Here is a 21,440-nt window from a genome sequence, read left to right on the forward strand (position 1 = left end):
TACCTACAGAGTAGCTGTGCAAATCCACTCTGTGATTGCTTCGTACCTCCTATGAGGTTTATTTTAACTTAATTTGTAATCGTTACTTCTTTCGAGTTTTTAAATTCCGTCATATCCGATGTTATAATTACATCACCGGGTTTTACACCGTCCTGTATTTCTACATAATCAAAATTGGTGAGCCCGATGTGCACAGTACGCTTCTCCGCTTTTCCATTATTTACCACGAAAACATCCTGAACAGCCGGCCCTTTAAACGCCGGACCATTAGCCACCCTCATGATCTTGCTATGTGTTGCCGTCACCAAAAACACATCCACCTTCATGTTTGGCCGAAGCTGTTTGTTTGCGCGATCATCTAACTGAATATCGAATGAAATAATGCTGTTTTGTACCGATGGGGATACATTGGTAACGTGTCCGCGCAGTTGAGTATCATTGATGCGGATAATAACCGGGATCCCGCTGTGCAGCTGTTCCATTGAATTATCGGAAATACTGCCGGATACTTTAAAGCTGCCCAGGTTGGCAATACGGGCCAGGGTCTCTCCTTCATGCACATTGGCGCCTATATTTTTGTTTACATAGGTAATAACACCCGCCCGGGTAGCAATTACATTAGCCAGGTTTAATTTACGCCGTAAAGCATTCAGATCGTTAACCTGGATATCAGCGGCTATCTGGGCTTCCCTGATCTCAATCTGCATTGTTTTCTGCTTGTTTTTGATCTCGTTTTCCAGTTGCTTCTTCTCTAACTGTGCAACTTTCAAATTAAGCTCGGCCTGTTCTATCCCTTCACGGGTACCACCACCTGCTTTAAACAGGCGTTTGGCATTTTCAACAGCATCGGCAAGGTTGCTGATGCGCAGTTGTTTGATATCGTTGTTAGACTGGATATCATAAAAACTTTTACCAAGATCAAGCTTTAGTTTGCTGATCTCGTTGCGTTTTGATTCAAGCGTAAAATTGAGTTTATCAAATTCTGTTTGGGTGGCCGATTTATCTAATGTGAGTATAGATTGGCCTGGTTGAACTTTATTACCGGCATCCATAAGTGCACTTTTTATCGATGCATTTATCGGGCTGGTAATGATCTCTTCAAATTCGGGTAAAACCTCACCTGTAGCATTAAGGGTATTCTCTATATCTCCCATCACTACAACTGCGGTAGTGATCTCTGATTTTTTTACTGATGACTTGATGAATCCCCGAAGTGCAACTATCAGCAGTACCAAAACCGCAATACTTATAATAGCTACCAATGCCCCTTTCTTCCTTTTTTGATATGATACCTCGAGCGTAATTTCCTTATCCATTGTGATATAATTTGCATAAGGTTTTGCAAGTGCTATACCAACTATAATAATTTGATTATTAGATATTTATAATTTAATAATTTCAAAAAAGTGATCGATACCGGACAGATTTTGTAATAATGGACAGTTTTTTTTGGAGTAAGGACTTTTGGACAAAGGAGCAAGGACTTTTAGACAAAGGACTAAAAGAGAGAAGCACAGCTTTTCTTGCGTTTCGGGCAAATATATGAGTCAAATATCTCGATGCCAGACAAAATCAGAAAACGCTGTTTTCTGATCTAAGACAGCATATCACTACTAATAATCCGAATAATCGGCCGGAAAAAGGAAGGTGATATCAATATGTGATACGTTGTTCTGAAATTCGGCCTTAGCTGATAAGGTTTTCCAGTAAGCGTCTTTTCCAAATGCATCCCAGTGCTTATCCCTGTCATCCTTATTATTAAACGTGGTCATATACATCAGGTTTGGCATGTGTGAGCCCGATACCACTTCGGAGTAAAAAACGGCGTTAAAGCCAAGTCTTTTAAAAAGCCCTATTTCATCACCCTCGTTAAACATTCGTACTTTGTTGTAGTTATATTTTTCGGTAGCGCTTTCATAACTACGCAGCTCATACACCCTATCGGCTTTGTTGCCTGTAAGCTGGGGTACTGCCGGAGCTGGCATACCCGGGAAGGCATGCAGTATCAATATTTCAATACGGGCATAGGGTGCATCCTTGTAGCCTGCATTCATATAGTCTTCACCATCGGTAAAGTATTTCGTATCTGCCTGCAATTTTTTGTCGATACCGGTAAGTTTATCCAACGAAGTAAATGGTGTATAAACGTAAATACGCATATCGGCAGTATCCTGTTTTACTGGTTTAAATACGCCAACATTGGGTATACCAGCTCTGTGCAAAGCCGGCAAATAAGCGTCTTTCAAATAACGGTCTATCCTGGTTTCCTGTTCAGGGGTTTTATAATGGTAAATTTTAAGCTCGTAATAATATCTTTTGGGAGAAGCCGAAAGGCCGGAAGCAAAGAGTAAAAACCCTAAAATAAAAGTAATTATACGGATAGGTGATGTTTTCATAATTGGCTTAAAGTTTTGTAAATATAATGGAAAATAGAGTCGAAAGTAAAAGACAAAGGATGAAGCACAAAAGGCCTTCAAACCCTTTCGAAAATAAAAAATAAAGTGATGCCTATTCCAATATACAACGTAACAATTTGCTTGATAAAACAAAAAGCCTGCCGGCATTAGTCGGCAGGCTTTCTAAATAATAAAGAATTTATATTAAAGTTCTCTTACCCAAATATTACGAAAACTAAGCGGCTCGCTTTTATCTCCATGGGCTTGTAGTTTTATTGGTGCAGCACCATGTTTTTTGCCTTCGTAAGAAGCTTTGCCTATGTATTGAGTTGGGCCAAGCAGTTCAAAGTTGTTTTCAACAAGCACACCATTGAAAAACACGGTTGCTCTTGCCGCCGATTTTAGTGTGCCGTCCTCATTAAATACAGGAGCAGTCCATACTACGTCGTAAACATTCCATTCGCCGGGTTTACGACCTGGGTTTGCTAACGGAATAACCTGTTTGTACAAACTGCCGGCCATGCCATTAACATAGGTTTTGTTATTGTATGAATCTAAAACCTGTAGCTCATAACCTGCATCTCCTTTACCTATTGATGCTAAAAAGATACCGCTGTTACCGCGGGCCTGGCCTGTACCGGTTATATTTGCGGGCACTTTCCATTCAATGTGTAACTGGTAATTGGTAAATGCTTTTTTGGTTTCAATATTGCCAACACTTTTGTTAACGGTAAGTACATCACCTTTAACCAACCATTTGGCAGGCGTTTTATCTTCGGTAGAAACCCATTCGTCAAGGTTTTTGCCATCAAACAAAACAATGGCATCTGACGGGGCATCACCCAACACTTTACCCGGAACAATGACTTTTGGTATAGGCTCCCAGGTTTCGGTATCCTCTGGTTTCGCTGTTTGTGCGTTAGCCATAAAAAAACTCCCGGCTAAAATAGTGGTTAATATTATTGAGTATCTCATTTTTATAATTGGGTTTATTAAATGTGAAGTGTGTTTTTTAAGTATGCAGCACTTTGAGTGATGCTTACATAAGGATCAATATTGGTATAATTTTCCTGCTCAACAATAAAGTGTTTCACCCCTCCAAGTTTGGCTTTACCTAAAATTGTCTTAAAATCGATATCTCCTGTCCCTATTTCGGTGTTAAGGTTAGGATTAGTTTTATCTCTATCTTTAATATGCACAAAAGTGAAGCGGCCCGGATGCTTTTCAAAAATAGCCAGCGGATCCTGACCTGCACGTACTACCCAGTAAAGATCCATTTCCATATTGACCAATTTAGGATCGGTGTTGTTAAGTACCACATCATAAAAAGTAGTATCACCTACCGGTGCCCACTCAAAATTATGGTTATGGTAGCCTAATTTTAAACCAGCCGCTTTACAAATTTCGCCGGCTTTATTCATTTTTTCGGCAACACCTTTGCAGTCGTCAACCGTTTTAATAAAGTTATGGTTTAATGATGGCACAATAATATAGGTTTGCCCAATGGCATTGGCAACATCCATGTACATTTTCAGGTAGTCGGTTTTTCCTTCGCCAAAATACGAATCCAAACCATAGTGGCCACTTGGACTACTCAATCCGTTATCTTTCAACAGCTGACCAAAATCCTTACTTTTTAGGCCCCAATAGCCGGTATCTTTATTATAACCAAAAGTTTCTACTTCCTGGTAACCTGCCTTTGCAACTTTACCTATCACACCTTTTACGTCAGCAGGTAATTGATCACGCAAGCTATATAATTGCAGGCCTGCCCCGTTTTTTTCTTTTGCCGATAATAAAGATGGTGCTAACATAGCACCTGCCGAAAGTAGACCGGCCTGCGCTAAAAATGTTCTTCTGGTTGTCATGTATTTCTGTTTGGTTTATGCTTTGTTTGAGTATATTTTGAAGATAAGGTTTAAACGTCGCATAAATGAACCGCCTTACGTAGTGAGGCAACCTTATCTTTTTGCTTGGGAATAAACTCCTGCGCCACAAAACCTTTATGTCCTGTTTCTACAATGGCTTTCATAATAGCCGGATAATAAAGCTCTTGTGTTTCGTCTATCTCGTTCCTTCCGGGTACACCACCGGTATGATAATGGTTAATGTAGGGATGATACTGCCTAATATTGCGGATCACATCACCCTCATCTATCTGCATATGGTATATATCAAACAATAGTTTGAAGTGTTCCGAACCTATCCTTTTAGCAAGTTCGGCTCCCCATTCCACCCTATCGCATTGGTAATCTTTATGATCAATCTTGCTGTTCAACAATTCCATTACCAAAACAATGTTATGTTTTTCGGCAAGGGCAACCAATGGTTTTAGTCCTTCCACACAATTGTTCCAGCCGGTTTCATTATCCTTACCCCGACGACTACCGCTAAAGCAGATCAGGTTTTTATACCCGGCCGCTGCAACTTTAGGTATCATCTCTGAATAATTTTTTTGCAGCTGTGCATGAAATTGGGTATCACCAAAACCATCCGTCAGGTTAATTTCGGCGCCATTGCACATTGACGAATACAGGCCATGCTTTTTAAGTGTAGGCCAGTCGGCAGGTCCAACCAGGTCAATCCCTTTTATGCCAATATCTTTTGCAGCTATACAAAGCTGCTCTACAGACATATCGCCATAGCACCAGCGGCATACGGCATGATTAATATTACCTTTTAAAGCAGTATCAACATTCATTTCTTTTTCTTCGGATTTAAATGACGATAACATACCTGCCGTTGTAATAGCAGCAGTGCCTGTAACTATATTTTTTATAGCCGATCGTCTGTTTTGATTTGATGCCATGTTTTTTAATTGGGTTTATATCTCGGTTTGTGCAGATGGTTCCTGTATATCCAAACCTGGTTTAGTTGCTATATCGTTTGTATCTTTAAATAACAACAGGAAAAATATTAACACCACAGCGGCAATTCCGGCCGGAATAAGCCATATGGTTTGCCAGTTGTGTGAAGTAGTTGAAGTTTGCCAATGATCTACTATCGGCCCCGAGATATACGAGCCGATAAGCATCCCAACGCCATAAGTAGCCAAAGTGATAAACCCCTGCGCGGCACTTTTAAACCGTTCGCCCGCTAAATTATCGGTATAGATCTGGCCGGTTACAAAGAAGAAATCGTAACAGATACCATGCATTACAATACCGGCAATCAGCATCCAATAATTGGAGCCTACATCGCCATAAGCAAAAAGTATATAACGCAGTACCCAGGCTAACATACCTACAGCAAGCATTTTTTTAACGCCCAGCCTTACAAAAAATAGTGGCATCAAGGCCATAAACAACAGCTCGGACATTTGCCCCATAGATTGTTTACCCGCGGCGGCTGTTACCCCTACTTCATTTAAGAAAGGATTGGTAAAATTATAATAAAACGCCAACGGAACGCAGATAGCTACTGATGCCAGGAAAAATGTAAGGTATGATCTGTTTTTAAGTAACCCTATAGAATCTAACCCGATAATATCGCCAAAAGATGTTTTCTGACCTTTTTTTACAGGAGGGGTATCAGGTAAAGTAAAACTTAACAAACCTAATATTAACGAAGCTCCCGCTGCCATTTTAAACGTAAGTACCAGCGAGCCTGATTTTTCCCATCCAAGATAACCAATAAGCAAACCGGCAATTATCCATCCGGCAGTACCAAATACCCGTATTGGCGGGAACTCCTTACTTGGGTTTTGCATCTGCTTAAATGAAACCGAGTTTACCAATGCCAGGGTTGGCATGTATATGATCATGTAGAATAATATGTTTGGGTAAAACTTATCAAAACCGGTAATGGCAGTTGCATAAAAAAGCGAAGCAGCACCAAGTAAGTGTAAAACGCCTAATATTTTTTGCGCCGAAAAGTATTTATCAGCAATAAGCCCGATAACAAAGGGGGCAATAATGGCTCCTAATGATTGCGTTGCATAAGCTCCGGCATTTTGTGTACCTGTTGCCTTTAACGTTACCGTTAAATAGGTCCCCATTGTAACAAACCATGCCCCCCAGATAAAAAACTCCAGGAACATCATTGCAGAAAGCTTTACCCTTATTCCAACGGTCATACTTATTGGGTTAGAAAAAATTAATCCCGGTTATTTTTTTAACGACAGGATGTACTGTACCATTTCTTTTGCATCAGTTTCCGAAAGTGCGGTGTGCGCGGTCATTGCCATAGTGCCCCAGTTACCACTGCCGCCTGATATTACTTTTTTGGCCAGCATATCTATATTAGCCTGTGAGGCATCATATTTTTTTGCAATATCCTGAAAAGCGGGTCCGATAACCTTGGTATCAACCTTGTGGCAAGTACCGCAATCATTATTTGCCAATAGTTTTTCGCCTGCTGCAGAGCCTGCTGAACCGCCTGCCGCTTCGGTGCCGGTTTTAGTTGCGTTGGTATCTGCATCAGAGTTACTTGCTTTTGCAGTTTGATTTGCTGCTGCGGTGCTATCACTGCCCCCCTTGTTTGATGAATTACCTCCGCAAGCAGATACTACTGCACAAATACCAAGAATAAAAAAAGCCTTTTTCATTTAATAGTTTTTTAATGTTATGAAGCTTGCGCCTCACGTAAATAGTTTGTTGGTTAATGTGTATAACCCATCAAAATTTTATCTGTTTTATTTATTATTTTGATGGGTGATACTGTTTTTTAATTGTGTTGATAATTATCGTGAAAAATACAATTTTATTCTAAAAAAATCGACTATTATACCACTACTGTAGCCAAAGGTGCAGTTTTTTTCCTGGCACGCATATAAAATACCAATCCGGTAAAGGCTACTATTAAAGCAAGGGGAATCAATAGCGTAGTATTAAGAACTTCCGGACCAGCCGCAGATCTGGCGGCATCAAAAGCCTTAGCCATATCTGTTCCTGCTCCCGCCGAGCGATAAGCATCTATATTTGCGCCCGCAGGAAGTTTTTGAGCCATTATTCCATCATAGTATCCTCCCATAAATATCATGTAAATTGACACACCAAACATACCTGCTCCGCCCATAAGGTTTAATCCTACTGCACCGGTGCGAGGAAGGTTTTCTGCTACAAATCCAATCATACAAGGCCAAAAGAAGGCAACACCCAATCCAAAAACAACGGCTGCAAGATAAATGGCATCGCCATGTAAGTGAATCATAAGGTAGATTCCAAGAGCTGATAAAATTGCAGAAATAAGTAAAACTCCCTGCGGCGCAAGGCGATGTACTATAGGACTGGCAAAAGCCCTACCCAAAACCTGGACGGACGCGACAAAAGTGAGGATTAAAATGGCGTTATGCGTAACTGTTTTAAACAATACATCTGTCCATTGATTTGTAAATAATTCTGTAATAGCAGTACCAAACATGCATATAATCATAAAAAGAAACAGCGGATTGAGAAGCGCTTTATACATATCTTTTGTACTTACACCAGCCGACACCCGTTCTGTAACCGGAAAATCCAGTTTAGAGAAAAGGAAACCGTAGATTAACGTCGGTATCAACATAAATCCGATCTCTATCTGCGAGACCCAGTAAGGTTTTTCAGATGCACCATTTGCGAGTGTATTATCTAACCCAAATACAACCAGGGTTCCTATTACAATCCCCGCCGGAAACCAAAGGTGAAAATGGTTCAGTTTTGTGGTTTTATTATCGGTGTACATGGAGGCTACTAACGGATTGCAAGATGCTTCAACCGTACCATTGGCAATCCCGATCATCAGCGTTGAAAGGAATAATGTCCAATATCCGTTGGCAAAAATTGTTAACAAGATACCAATCAAATGAAAAATAAAAGCCGATACAAGCAGCTTTTTCATACCGATGATATCCACTATAAAACCACCTACAATTATTGCCAATGGGAATCCCCAGAAAGCAGTAGCTGCAATTGTGCCCAATTCTGATCCATTTAAATGAAATCTTACCCCCTGATCGTTTAGTATACCGGCACGGATGCCGAATGACAATGATGTTACCAGCAAGGATAGGCAACTGGCTCTGAAAAGCTGTGTACGGTTAATAGTTTGCATTTAAATTATTTTAGGTTATGATAATTGGTTAATTGGCATTTTTCTCAACTTGTATTTATAGACTCAAGAAGTTTTTAAACTTCTTGAGTCATTGTACTATATGTCTTATATCCCCAGCGTTCTCCTGTTCAGTGCGTTGTCGGCACCTGATGCTGCAAAATCGTCAAAAGCACGTTCGGTAACCCTGATGATGTGATTTTTGATAAACTCAGCACCTTCGCGGGCTCCGTCTTCAGGGTGTTTAAGCGCACATTCCCATTCCAACACGGCCCATCCCGGGAAATCATATTGGGTTAACTTGCTGAATATCGCTTTAAAATCAACCTGCCCGTCGCCCAGCGAACGGAAACGGCCTGCACGGTCAACCCAATTCTGGTAGCCGCCATAAACTCCTTGTCTTCCGGTAGGGTTAAATTCTGCATCCTTCACGTGCATCATTTTTATCCGCTCGTGATACAGGTCAATATACTCTAAATAATCCAGGCATTGCAGTATAAAGTGCGATGGATCATACAGCAGGTTTGCCCGTTTATGGCCTTTTACCTTATCCAAAAACATCTCGAAGGTAATACCGTCATGCAGGTCTTCGCCGGCATGAACTTCATAGCAAAGGTCGATACCGTTATCCTCATAAACATCAAGAATAGGTACCCAGCGTTTGGCCAGCTCATCAAAAGCGGTATCAACTATACCGGCAGGGCGTTGCGGCCATGGGTACAGCATTGGCCAAAGCAGCGCACCACTAAAAGTAACTGATGCAGCCAGACCTAAATTTTTTGATGCCTGTGCAGCATACTTTAATTGTTGAACGGCCCATTTTTGCCTTTCGGCGGGGCTATTACGCAATTGCTCTGGCGCAAAACCGTCAAACAGGGTATCATAAACCGGGTTTACCGCGACTAACTGTCCCTGTAAATGGGTAGAAAGTTCGGTGATCTCCAATCCGTGGCTGTTTACAATGCCTTTTACCTCATCGGCATAGGTTTTGCTTTCGGCAGCCTTTTGCAGGTCGATAAAACGGGCGTCCAGTGTTGGCAGCTGAACACCTTTGTAACCCAGGCCGGCAGCCCATTTACAAATAGAATCAAGGCTGTTAAATGGTGCGGTATCACCTATAAATTGTGCTATAAATATTGCAGGTCCTTTAATGGTAGTCATAGTTTTTATTTAGATAGAAAATTCAGTCCACTTTTTATCTGATTTACCCGATGCAATCACATTTTCAATAAATGCCATTCCACGAACGCCTTCTTCAATACCGGGGTAATCCTTTTCTTCGGGTGTAGCGTCCCTGCCTTCTAACCCAGCCTTCACAGTTAAAGCAAAGTTACGGTACAGGTTGGCAAACGCCTCCAGGTATCCCTCCGGGTGACCGGCAGGTGTACGTGTATTATGCTGCGCAAAAGTGCTGGTGTAACCACCGCCTGTGCGCCATACTTCCATAGGTTTATCGGTGTACATCAGGGTTAATGAGTTTGCGTCACTCTGGTGCCATTCCAGGCCACCCTGCTCGCCATAAACCCTTATTTTCACATTATTTTCTTCACCGGCAGCAATCTGGGTTGCCGTAAGCACGCCGCTCGCGCCGTTATTGAATTTTAGCAAAGCAGCACCATCGTCGTCCAGTTTGCGCCCCGGTACCACAACATTGATATCGGCACAGATCTGTGTTACCTCTAAACCGGTAATATATTCGGCCAAATTAAAGGCATGGGTACCTATATCCCCCATAGCACCAGCTATCCCGCTTTTACCGGGATCGGTGCGCCACGAGGCTTGTTTATTATCGTCGCCTTCCAAAAAGCTGCTGAGCCATCCCTGCGGATACTCTACATAAACTTTACGGATGTTACCCAGCTTACCGGCTTTTATCAGTTGCTTGGCTTCTTTCACCATTGGATAACCGGTGTAAGTGTGGGTTAGGCAAAATAGCTTGCCGCTTGCTTTCACCACTTTATCCAGCTCTTTAGCCTCGGCTAAAGAAAAGGTCATCGGTTTATCTAAAACTACATGGAAACCATTTTCTAACGCGGCTTTAGCAGGATCAAAATGTACATGGTTTGGAGTAACAATACTAATTACCTGTACACGTTCATCTTCGGGCAATTGTTTTTCTTTTTCTATAAGTTCGGTGTATGAACTGTAAACGCGGTCGGCCGGTAAACCCAGCAGAACGCCGCTTGCCTTTGATTTTTCGGCATTGCTGCTAAAAGCGCCGCAAACCAGTTCATATTCACCATCGATGCGGGCAGCAATCCTATGCACAGCGCCAATAAACGCACCTTGCCCACCGCCGATCATTCCTAATCTTAATTTCATTTGCAGGTAGTTATTTTTCAAGTAAGTGGTTAATTGAGTTGATTAGATGAGTGGTTAATTATCGAAAACTGAAACAGTTTACATAATGCAACTACCCGCCTGCTCAACTTAAAACCAATTTATAAAGTGAATGGTTGATTGGGTTAATTAGGTGAATAGTTAACAGGGATATAAATCCTTAATTCAACCACTCATCTAATCAACCCAATCAACCACAAATCAATTCTTTAGGTTGCCCAGGCTTTATCGCCTTTTTTGTATGGAAAATTACCATCATATTTTCCGGGTACAGCAATGTAGCGCAGGGCTTGTGTTGCACCAGGTTTCGAGGTGAAGAAACCCAGCAGGGTTAATTCTTTCATCATCCTGAAATAATGGTTAGGGTCTTCCGGCTTTTTGGTTTTGGTATACGCTTTTTGCTCGGCATCAAGCGCGGTAAGTAATTCGGTGCGCTGTGTTGCATCAGCCTCCATAAACTTCTTATCAAACTTTTTCTTGCTGGCATCATCCAGATCGGCTATACCTTTTACAAATATCTTCTGATCTGCCGGTTTATAACAATCCTGTACCATTAAGGCCATAAAGCTGCCTACATCGGCCGCTTTTGCACCCGGAGAGGAAGTAGCCGGTAAAATGGTTTCGCCAACCTCGTTCAGGAAAGCAACATTGTCTTCATCAAACAGTTCGTTTACCTTTTTAGAAGTTGATTTACATCCTGAAACGAAAAACTCGGCGCCTATCACCGTGCCGCCCAGTATTAAACCAACCCTGGTAATTGCATCTCTTCTATTCATTTTTCTAATTATTGATTTAGTGAATTAGCGGTTTTGTAATCTTTTATTTGTTGATTTTGTGAGTTATTGAGTTTTATGATTTTTGATTATCTGAATTTTTAAGTTCTTTTAATCACCATTCACTAACCCGCTAATTCACCAATTAAATTATGCTTTTAGTTCAAATCCCTGACGGTATTCGCGTTTAATGTACTGGTTAACATCATCAAAATTGGTAACCTTCATTGCCGAATTATCCCACACTAATTTTATGTGACCTCCTTTAAGTTCATGGCCGCGCACAGCCAGGTTGGCCATTAACAAAGCCTCGGTAAGCGGGCCGGCTTTCTCAAATGATGAACTCAGTTCAGTTTTACCGTAACCAGCTAAACAACCTTCAACCCATTGTGCATAATGACCGTTGGAACCGCCAGGCACACGCTGCCATTTTTGAGGCGCTTTGGCTGTTTTAGTACGTTCAGTTGGCAACAGCAATGGTTCTTCAGAATAGGTGCTGGCTATCATTTTGCCTTTTGTACCTATAAATAATGATCCGTTACCATCGTCGCCAAATTTTTCATTTGGTAATAATTCTGCCGGTCTTTCGGGTTGTATACCACCATCCATCCAATGCAGGGTAACCTCACCTTTTGTTTTATCTGTTTTAGGGAAAGTTAGGGTAATATGACTTGACGGAGGGCAGCTTTCAGGGAAATGCCCTTCTTTAAACTCATCAACATAAACACTGCCAACACTTGCCTGTACATCCTTGGCATATTGTAAGCCCAATACCCTAAAAGGTGCTTCTACCAGGTGGCAGCCCATATCGCCAAGGGCGCCGGTACCATAATCCCACCATCCGCGCCAGTTAAACGGTACAAGTTTATCTACATAGTCTTTTTTTGGTGCAGTGCCCAACCACAGATCCCAATCTAATTCTTTAGGGATATTTGGCTGCGGTGCAGGCCACTGAATGCCCTGCGGCCATACCGGGCGATTTGTCCAGCAGTAAACAGTATGTACATCACCAATCAGGTCGGCATCGTACCATTCAGAAAGTAAACGGGTACCATCGTTTGACGATCCCTGGTTACCCATTTGCGTAACTACTTTATATTTTTTAGCTGCTTCGGTTAATAAACGGGCTTCCCAAATATCGTGCGTCAATGGCTTTTGCACGTAAACATGCTTGCCCAACTGCATGGCGCGATAAGTAATGATAGCGTGGTTATGATCGGGGGTTGAGACAGATACGGCATCAAAGTGTTTATGTTCCTTATCAAACATCTCGCGCCAGTCTTTATAATATTTTGCTTTCGGAAAATCGGCACGTGATTTTGCTGCACGCCTGTCGTCAACATCGCACAGAAAAGCTATCTCTGCCTTTCCGCTTTTGTAAAAATTAGCAATGTCGCTTTGGCCTTTACCGCCCGCGCCAACACCGGCAATCAGCAATTTATCACTTGGTGCAACAAAACCCTTTCCGCCCAACACAAACCGCGGAACGATCATAAAACTTGCGGCAGCTATCGAACTGGTTTTAATGAAATCCCGCCTCGATGGGTTGGGGGCAACGTTATCTTTTTCTTCAGACATAGGTAGTATATTTGATGTTTTTGTTAGATCTCGTTTTTCTTTAAAGCATCAACAGCATAGTTGGCAGCACGCGCTGTTAACGCCATATAAGTAAGCGATGGGTTTTGGCATGCAGCCGATGTCATACATGAACCATCGGTAACAAATACGTTTTTGGCATCCCAAACCTGGTTCCATTGGTTAAGTACCGATGTTTTTGGATCGCGACCCATACGTGCCGTACCCATTTCATGAATACCGCGACCTAAATACGGATTAGAGCTGTGAGTTTGCACATCCTTAGCTCCGGCTGCTTCCAGTAGTTCTTTAGCATCCTTTTCTATCTCAATGCGCATCTTTAATTCGTTTGCCTTCAATTCGGCATCAATAGCTACAACAGACAGGCCCCACTTATCTTTTTTAGTTTTATCAATGGTAACCTTATTATCATGGTATGGCAATGTTTCACCAAAACCTCCCATGCCTATTTGCCATGAACCTGGTTCGCTGATGGCATCTTTATATGCGCCGCCAATGTTCAGTTCGGCAATATCCCTGCTCCAGCCTTCGCGGCTTGCAGCGCCCTGATAACCAAAGCCACGGATGTAATCACGCTTTTCGCCATTAAGGTTACGGAAACGCGGAATATAAAAACCATTTGCACGCCTGCCGAAATAGTACTTATCCTCGTACCCTTCTATTCTGCCCGACGCACCAACTCCCAGGTGATGATCCATCAGGTTATGGCCAAGCTCGCCACTGCTGCTCCCTAAACCGCCATCCCAAACATCAGTCGCCGAGTTCATTAATATCCAGGCCGAATTTATGGTTGAAGCGTTAAGGAATACAACCTTAGCAAAATACTCATAGGTTTGGTTAGTTTCGGCATCCAATACCTCAACTCCTTTTGCCTTTTTGGTATCCTTATCATACAATATTTTGGTAACAATAGACCATGGGCGAACTGTTAAGTTCCCGGTAGCCATAGCTGCAGGTAATGTGGCCGACTGTGTACTAAAATATGCCCCGAAAGGACAGCCCAACCAACATTTATTACGATACTGGCAGTTTGTACGATCGTTATGCGGCAGGGTGATATTGGCTGTACGGCCAATAATCAGCGGGCGCAGATCCTTATAATATTCTTTTAAACGCTTTGCAACGTCTTTTTCAACAACGTTTAAATCCATTGGCGGCATAAAATCGCCATCGGGTAATATGGAAAGACCATCTTTATTACCAGAGATGCCTGCAAATTTCTCTGCATAGCTATACCATGGCGCAATGTCTTTATAACGAATAGGCCAATCAACAGCGATACCATCTTTTAAGTTAGCTTCAAAATCAACATCGGCCCAGCGGTATGATTGCCTGCCCCACATTAATGAGCGGCCACCTACGTGATAACCACGGAACCAATCGAACCTTTTTGTTTCGGTATATGGGCTATCTTTATCACTTGCCCAATAATCAAGGTTGACTTCGTTCAAGGGATAATCGCGTTTTAACACCGGATAATCCTCAATCATTTTTTGTGTACGACCACCCCTGTGCGGAAATTCCCAGGGATCTTTATTAGCGTTCACATAGTCTTTTATATGCTTGATGTCACGGCCGCGCTCCAGCATGATGGTTTTCAAACCTTTTTGTGTTAGTTCTTTGGCAGCCCACCCGCCTGAAATTCCTGAGCCAATGACTATAGCGTCATAAGTGTTTGCAGACATACGATATATGATTAGTTGTTTTGTTTATTAATTGGTTACTGCGTTAAATGTATGAATAAAAATTATTTTACAAATATTTTCAGTGTGTTTTTTTTACACGAAGGAGTGATTGATAAGCGGTGAATAGTGAGCTGTGAGTGGTGAATAGTGAGTTTGCGCAAATAAATACCAGAAAACCCTCCATTCACCATTCACCACTCACCATTCACCATTATATATTCCCCTTTTTCATTTCACTCACAGCATAATCGGCGGCCCTGGCGGTAAAGGCCATATACGTGAGGGATGGATTTTGACATGAGGTTGAGGTCATACAAGCGCCATCCGTTACAAACACATTTTTAACCGCATGCATTTGGTTCCATTTATTAAGCACCGATGTTTTAGGATCATTACCCATGCGCGCACCCCCCATTTCGTGAATATCCAATCCTGGCGCCCTGTTATCTGTACTGGCTTTTATATTGGTAAAACCCGCGCTGGTGAACATTTCGGTTAATTGCTCAACATAATCTTTTTTCATCTTCTCGTCGTTATCATCATACGCAACAGAGATCTTTAACTGCGGAATGCCCCACTGGTCTTTCAGTGTTTTATCAAGAGCTACATAATTGCTCTCTTTGGGGATAGTTTCGCCCATCATGTGCGATCCTACTTTCCAGCCGCTCAGGTTATCTTTAACTAAATTTTCCTTTAAGCTGCTGCCAACCCCATCCCATGGGCGTTGCTGATAACGGTATGCACTAAAACCGGATGCATACCCACGTAAAAAGTTTGTTTCCTGTTTATATACATTACGGAATCGTGGAATGTAACCGCCACCCGCAGGATTGCGGCCATCGGTTGTCCACTCTTTAAAGCCATCATACTCGGCTCCAATATGTGCCGAATAATTATGAAAGGCAACATATTTACCTAATACTCCGCTATCGTTACCCAATCCGTTGGGGAAGCGGTTTGATGTGGAGTTAAGGAGTACCAAATTTGTATTTAAGGCAGCGGCGTTTACAAATATGATTTTAGCGTAGTATTCAATAGTTTCTTTTGTATTTGTATCAACAATGCGCACACCGGTAGCCTTGCCTTGTTTTTCGTCGTAAATAATAGATTCCACAACCGAAAACGGGCGCAAGGTACAATGGCCGGATTTAAGCGCCCAGGGTATTGTTGACGCGTTGGCACTAAAGTATCCGCCAAAGGGGCAACCGCGCTGGCAAAGGATGCGTTCCTGGCATTGCACACGGCCCTGGTCTAAATGGATCTGGTTGGGTTTTGACAGGTGTGCACAACGGGCGCTGATCACATGGCGGTTACTGTATTTACTTTTAACGTGCTGACTAAAATAAGTTTCGACACTATTTAGCGGGAAAGCCGGTAAAAATTCGCCATCGGGTAATTCGGCAATGCCATCTTTATTGCCAGAGATGCCGGCAAATTTTTCAACGTAACTGTACCAGGGTGCAATATCCTTATAACGGATAGGCCAATCTACCGCGAACCCATCACGGGCCGGGCCTTCAAAATCAAACTCGCTCCAGCGCTGCGTTTGGCGGGCCCAAAGCAGCGATTTCCCCCCTACCTGGTATCCGCGAATCCAATCAAATGGTTTTTCCTGAACATAAGGGTGCTCTTTATCTTTTACAAAAAAATGGGCAGCATCCTCACCAAAGGCATAGCAGCGGTTAACTATAGGGTTGGCCTCCTGTACTGCCATGGGCAGTTCGCCGCGGTGCTCAAACTCCCAGGGGTACATATTGGTTGTGGGGTAATCCTTATTATGCTTTACATCGCGGCCCCGTTCCAATACCAGGGTTTTCAGGCCTTTATCAGTAAATTCCTTTGCAGCCCAGCCGCCACTCATCCCCGAACCTATAACAATGGCATCAAATGTTCTATCCTTAACGCTATCTATATTTAAATTGGCCATTATTTATACTGCTTGCTTTTGTTTGTATGGAAAATGTGCATTGTAACGGCCAGGTATCAGTTCATAAATTACCTGCTTCGTCATGAAGTATTGCGAATGCGTATAGCCGTTTACTGTTTGTTCTTTTACTATACCATAAAACGTTTTTAATTCTGCCGGAATAGAAATACTTTTAGGGTCCCTGTCCTTTTCAATGCTCAACAGCATTTCTTCGCGCTGCTTAACGCTTAGTTCGGCAAATGATCTATCGTATTTCTTTTTAACCGCATCATTAAACTGCTCCATGCCGTTTATAAACGCTTGCTGATCTGCCTTTTTATAACAATCATCAAGCATTTTCAGCACAAATAAATGCAGGCTTAAATCTTTTGCGCCGGGCGTATTGGTTTTGGGGATAATGGTATCGGTAATAGCGTCCAACAGTTTTTCCTGGTCGGCACTGATATTAACATTTTTAAGGGCAACGGATGCTTTACCTTTTTCCCGCACACAGGCAGGTAGTAAAGCGGCACCACCAATAATTAAAGCCAGATTTTTTATGACCGTACGCCTGTGCATATAGGTAAATTGTTTTAGCAGCACTGATTAATTACCTGCGGGGTTTACAGGTTAATTTAACTTATCGGTTTGCTTTGGTTTAAAAACGATTTTCAAACTTAATAATTCCGTTTTAAAAGTAACGGCATTGAACATTAAATTAGTGCGGCAAGTTACCCGATTAGTATTAATAACCCCACTTTTTCATGATTTGTAAATCAATTTTTACACAATCTATCGGATCCTTGCCCTGGTATGCTTCCTGTTCGATGATAAAAAGTGAAGTCCCGCCCTTTTTACTGGCTGCTTTTAATATTTCTTTAACAGGTAATATACCGGAGCCCAAAATGGTGCTCTCGGTATCATCGCCATCGTGCACAGGAACTTTTATTTCATCCTTCACATGCATTGACTCAAAACGACCAGGATATTTATTAATAAAATCAAGCGCATGCCCACCGGTGGTCAGCATGTTACCAATATCTATTTGTTGCGCCACCAAAGCTGGGTCGGTATTTTGGATAATATAATCGTAAAGGGTTATATCACCAACCTTAGTACTGATCTCGAAGTTATGGTTATGGTAACCAAACTTCATTGATGATTTTTGACACAGCTCGCCGCATTTATTAAACTGCTCCATGGTACGTTTCAGGGCGTCGGCATCCGTCCTTACCTTTTCATCCAGCCATGGACTTATTACAAATTTCTGGCCCATTGTAGCGGCATCTTCCACTGTATATTTCCACGCATCTGTAAAATCCTTTTTTGAATCATCCCAGTGCTGGGCCGTCATTACCGTGTGGCCGCTGGGCATTTTAAGCGTCAAATCGTCCAGTATCTTTTTAAATTCCTTTGCAGTATAGCCGTAAAACTTACGATCGATATAGTTGGCATGCTCTACGTGATGATAGCCGGCATCAGCAATTTTTTTAAGCGTTCCCTGCGGATCAACTTTCATGGCATCGCGTACGCTATACAGCTGTACTCCTACCCTTTGAAGTTTCTTTTCTGTGGCAAACAGGCTATCGGGTAACAAGGCCGCGCCTGCAACTGCTAATGCACCGGTTTTTAAAAATGATCTGCGTGTGGTTTGCATATTGATTTATTTTGGTTCGTGATTCGTGTTGCGCGATTCGAGTTGCGTGTTATGAGGCTGGTAATTTGGTTTCAATTGCGCGAACCTCGTAACCCGCAACCCGAACCCAATATTACTACTTTATTTTGTACAATTACTTTCCTATCGGGAATACAGGAAATAAAAGATCTGAGTTACTTACAAAAGCTATATGCTTACTATCAGGCGCCCATGAGGGTGTATTGATAGTACCTTGGCCGCCATATAAATAGGCCACCACTTTTGACTGGCCGCCACCTATCGGCATCATCCTGATAAATACGTGTTTATAAAAAGGGTGATCATCCGGTGCTACTTCGTTTTTATAGAAGGTAATATAAACTATCCATTTACCATCGGGCGATATATGCGGAAACCAATTGTTATAATCGTCATTGGTTATCTGTGTTTGCTCGCTGCCATCGGCTTTCATACGCCATATCTGCATCAAACCGCTACGTACAGAATTAAAATAGATGTATTTACCATCGGGAGTATACTCGGGCCCATCATCCAAACCAGGGGTTGTGGTCAACCTTTCTTCGGGTCCGCCGCCAGAAGGTACGCGGTAAACATCAAATTCTTTATTGCGTTGTCCACAAAATACCAGGTACTTACCATCGGGCGACCAGCCATGCATGTAGCTTGCGCCAACCCCCAAAGCAGTCACCCTTTTAGCAGTTCCTCCTGATGAAGGTACGGTATACCCTATCGATGGCCCGCCATCGCCACTGCTGATGACCAACATTTTACCGTCAAAGGAAAGAATATGATCGTTATTATTATTTTTTGCCGGATTTGTATTTAAAACGACAGGCTTATTGGTTTTAAGATCAAATTTATATAATGAACCATCGCTGTTGTAAATAAGCGATTTACCATCTTTCATCCAATTTGGAGCCTGTAACGAGCGCGGCGATTGGTAAACGATGGTACTATTTTGTGTTTCCAGGTCCAGCAGTTCGATGCTGCTGCCAAGGTATTGTTTGTAAGGCACCAATGACGCTGGCGCAGGCGTAATTATACGTACGTTACTAAAGGTGGCTTTTTCGCTCACATCATTATTATGCGAGCAGATGAAAATACCTACATACACTTCATCGCCAAGATCAAGATCACTCACTTCTTCGGTAACAAAAAGGTCGCCTTTGCGGGCTACCGACATGGTGTAAGTATTGCCTTTACGTTCCAACTGGATAACATCGGCAGCAGTGATACTTGCTTTTTTCTCTTCGGTAATACCACTAATGGTTTTACGGTATTGCAACGAGGTTAATCCGTCGCCATGAACAACAGCGTTAATATGTTTTGAATTTGAATCGAGTGTTGCGCGGACCATCAGACCTACTTTGCGGTGTAACTCTACCCCTTTACCGATGAAGGCGGCATTGGTGCGTAGTATAAAATCGCCTTTCATGCGTTTCCACACAAAATGAAAATCGTCATGCGTAGCCCAGATGTTTTCTCCCGAACCTGTAAGTTCATATTGCTGCAATCTGGCATCGTATTGGGCGCTGCCTTTATGCTTAACTGTACCTACATCGGTTTGGTTTTCAAATATACCCAGGCCCTGCGCCTTTACTTCTTGATTAAAAAGCATCAGGCACGACAAACAAACTGACAAACAGAATATTTTAATATGCATAAGTTATTAGGTGAGATTAAGTTACGCTATAGTTAGCCTTACTAAGGTATAAATTCCGTTTGTAATTAAAAAAGTGCTACATGTAACATTTTTAGGCCTTTTCAAAAAAAATGAGTGACATTTTGGTGTCACTCATTTTTAAATTCAGCTAAATGTTATGAATACAGTGAAGCGGCCCACATTTAGGGTTATCACTATATACTTGCCTACCACTATAATACGGCACGGCTTTTTTTAAATTACTTCGCTCTTACCATCAGGGGCTTAACCTCGGCATACTTAACCGCTGTTAGCTGTACAACCGGCGCTTTAGAACAATAGGTTAATAAAAATTCCTTTTTTGAATCCCGATATGAACTTACGGCACCCAACGTGCTCATCAATTTTATATAACACCAGGCCAGATCAAATTGGTGAGGCTTAAAACCCGAGCGGGCGCTTTTAGGATACAGGTGATGGTTATTATGCCATTCGCCGGCTACATAACCCGGCCATAGTTGGTTTATCGACATATCTTCCCGGTTATGGTCAACACCATCGCGCCGTTTATCCTCCCCTTTACCATGGCCTTCGTAATTAAAGGTACGTACGCCCACAGCCCACACACCAGCCGAGCCAAATACAGCGCAAGCCAGCGGAAAGCTACCCAACCAGTAAAATGCCGCGAACCAGAAACCCCAGTTAAGAATAATACCCGCAATGGTACGGTATGGGTTGGCAATGGTGCCCCATTTTTGATATTGTTTATAAGTATTTGGTGTTACACCAACATGCTTCATTAAGTTAATACATTTTTTGTAGGTTGCCTCGCTCATATTGCGGGCTATGGGCTGATGATTAACATCGGCTAAAAAGCAATACAAAAAACCGCCCTGGGCGTTATATGGATCGCCGGGCTGATCGGATAAAGCATGATGCACGTGGTGCGATACGGCATAGATCTCCTCGGGGATAATTTTAAGTGTAAGATTCTGTGTAAAAAAGCGCCAGAATTTATTACGGAAAGTATAAGCATTGTGCGTACAATACCGGTGGTGCCATATGGTGCCGTGCGTACCCATGATGATCATGCTGTAAACAAAAGCTACTATGAGCCCGGTGATACTAAAATATTTAAAAATGAACAAAAACAGGATTGGCGCTAAGCAAAGTACCAGGAACCAGCTTAAAAACGAGAGCCAGTTCTTTTTATCTTTAAACACATTAAGCCTGGAAAAAAACTCTTTTACTATTGTTGAATTGGTAGGTTTTATAAGGTTACCATCCTTATCTGCCCAACCGTATGAAGGTGGTTCGAGCACTGTGTTTAAGAAAGCCATTAAATAATCAGGATTAATTTGAATTGATACGGCATGAAATTATTGTCACAAGATAGTAAAAAATTACTATTTCATCAT

General features: G+C 42.2%; 18 protein-coding genes. All 18 read right to left on the bottom strand.

Annotated features, from left to right (window positions below; all coding sequences use genetic code 11):
• Positions 1 to 68 precede the first annotated feature (68 nt).
• Complete coding sequence (locus AC1DQW_RS17160; protein ID WP_477455209.1) at positions 69 to 1,316, bottom strand: efflux RND transporter periplasmic adaptor subunit; 1,248 nt, start codon at positions 1,314 to 1,316, stop codon at positions 69 to 71.
• Positions 1,317 to 1,613: 297 nt separating this feature from the next.
• Positions 1,614 to 2,396, bottom strand: coding sequence for an NIPSNAP family protein (locus tag AC1DQW_RS17165; protein WP_477455210.1), 783 nt, complete (start codon positions 2,394 to 2,396; stop codon positions 1,614 to 1,616).
• A gap of 204 nt (positions 2,397 to 2,600) precedes the next feature.
• Positions 2,601 to 3,371 (bottom strand): 3-keto-disaccharide hydrolase, encoded by a 771-nt coding sequence (locus tag AC1DQW_RS17170; protein ID WP_477455211.1) that lies wholly within the window; start codon positions 3,369 to 3,371, stop codon positions 2,601 to 2,603.
• Between the two features lie 17 nt (positions 3,372 to 3,388).
• A complete protein-coding gene (locus AC1DQW_RS17175) occupies positions 3,389 to 4,264 on the bottom strand; it encodes a sugar phosphate isomerase/epimerase family protein (RefSeq protein WP_477455212.1) in 876 nt (291 codons plus the stop codon).
• Positions 4,265 to 4,314: 50 nt separating this feature from the next.
• Entirely contained in the window at positions 4,315 to 5,205 is an 891-nt protein-coding gene (locus tag AC1DQW_RS17180) for a hydroxypyruvate isomerase family protein (RefSeq protein ID WP_477405158.1), read from the bottom strand.
• Positions 5,206 to 5,220: 15 nt separating this feature from the next.
• Positions 5,221 to 6,471: a nucleoside permease gene (locus AC1DQW_RS17185; protein WP_477455213.1), complete on the bottom strand. Its 1,251-nt coding sequence runs from the start codon at positions 6,469 to 6,471 to the stop codon at positions 5,221 to 5,223.
• Positions 6,472 to 6,501: 30 nt separating this feature from the next.
• Positions 6,502 to 6,942: a c-type cytochrome gene (locus tag AC1DQW_RS17190; RefSeq protein WP_477455214.1), complete on the bottom strand. Its 441-nt coding sequence runs from the start codon at positions 6,940 to 6,942 to the stop codon at positions 6,502 to 6,504.
• A gap of 176 nt (positions 6,943 to 7,118) precedes the next feature.
• Positions 7,119 to 8,426, bottom strand: a complete 1,308-nt coding sequence (locus AC1DQW_RS17195) for an MFS transporter (RefSeq protein WP_477455215.1) — start codon at positions 8,424 to 8,426, stop codon at positions 7,119 to 7,121.
• Positions 8,427 to 8,531: 105 nt separating this feature from the next.
• Positions 8,532 to 9,584: a sugar phosphate isomerase/epimerase family protein gene (locus AC1DQW_RS17200; protein ID WP_477455216.1), complete on the bottom strand. Its 1,053-nt coding sequence runs from the start codon at positions 9,582 to 9,584 to the stop codon at positions 8,532 to 8,534.
• Between the two features lie 9 nt (positions 9,585 to 9,593).
• Positions 9,594 to 10,745 (bottom strand): Gfo/Idh/MocA family protein, encoded by a 1,152-nt coding sequence (locus AC1DQW_RS17205; RefSeq protein ID WP_477455217.1) that lies wholly within the window; start codon positions 10,743 to 10,745, stop codon positions 9,594 to 9,596.
• A gap of 227 nt (positions 10,746 to 10,972) precedes the next feature.
• Positions 10,973 to 11,539: a gluconate 2-dehydrogenase subunit 3 family protein gene (locus tag AC1DQW_RS17210; protein ID WP_477455218.1), complete on the bottom strand. Its 567-nt coding sequence runs from the start codon at positions 11,537 to 11,539 to the stop codon at positions 10,973 to 10,975.
• 147 nt (positions 11,540 to 11,686) lie between these two features.
• A complete protein-coding gene (locus tag AC1DQW_RS17215) occupies positions 11,687 to 13,114 on the bottom strand; it encodes a Gfo/Idh/MocA family protein (RefSeq protein WP_477455219.1) in 1,428 nt (475 codons plus the stop codon).
• Positions 13,115 to 13,137: 23 nt separating this feature from the next.
• Positions 13,138 to 14,817: a GMC oxidoreductase gene (locus tag AC1DQW_RS17220; RefSeq protein WP_477405577.1), complete on the bottom strand. Its 1,680-nt coding sequence runs from the start codon at positions 14,815 to 14,817 to the stop codon at positions 13,138 to 13,140.
• 211 nt (positions 14,818 to 15,028) lie between these two features.
• On the bottom strand, positions 15,029 to 16,744 hold the full coding sequence (locus AC1DQW_RS17225; RefSeq protein WP_477455220.1) for a GMC oxidoreductase: 1,716 nt from the start codon (positions 16,742 to 16,744) through the stop codon (positions 15,029 to 15,031).
• Between the two features lie 3 nt (positions 16,745 to 16,747).
• Positions 16,748 to 17,302: a gluconate 2-dehydrogenase subunit 3 family protein gene (locus AC1DQW_RS17230; protein WP_477455221.1), complete on the bottom strand. Its 555-nt coding sequence runs from the start codon at positions 17,300 to 17,302 to the stop codon at positions 16,748 to 16,750.
• 166 nt (positions 17,303 to 17,468) lie between these two features.
• A complete protein-coding gene (locus AC1DQW_RS17235) occupies positions 17,469 to 18,380 on the bottom strand; it encodes a sugar phosphate isomerase/epimerase family protein (RefSeq protein WP_477455222.1) in 912 nt (303 codons plus the stop codon).
• Between the two features lie 133 nt (positions 18,381 to 18,513).
• Positions 18,514 to 19,998, bottom strand: a complete 1,485-nt coding sequence (locus tag AC1DQW_RS17240) for a hypothetical protein (RefSeq protein WP_477455223.1) — start codon at positions 19,996 to 19,998, stop codon at positions 18,514 to 18,516.
• 284 nt (positions 19,999 to 20,282) lie between these two features.
• Positions 20,283 to 21,362, bottom strand: a complete 1,080-nt coding sequence (locus tag AC1DQW_RS17245; RefSeq protein ID WP_477455224.1) for a fatty acid desaturase — start codon at positions 21,360 to 21,362, stop codon at positions 20,283 to 20,285.
• Positions 21,363 to 21,440 lie beyond the last annotated feature (78 nt).

The sequence above is a fragment of the Mucilaginibacter sp. P5_A4 genome (assembly GCF_056400605.1).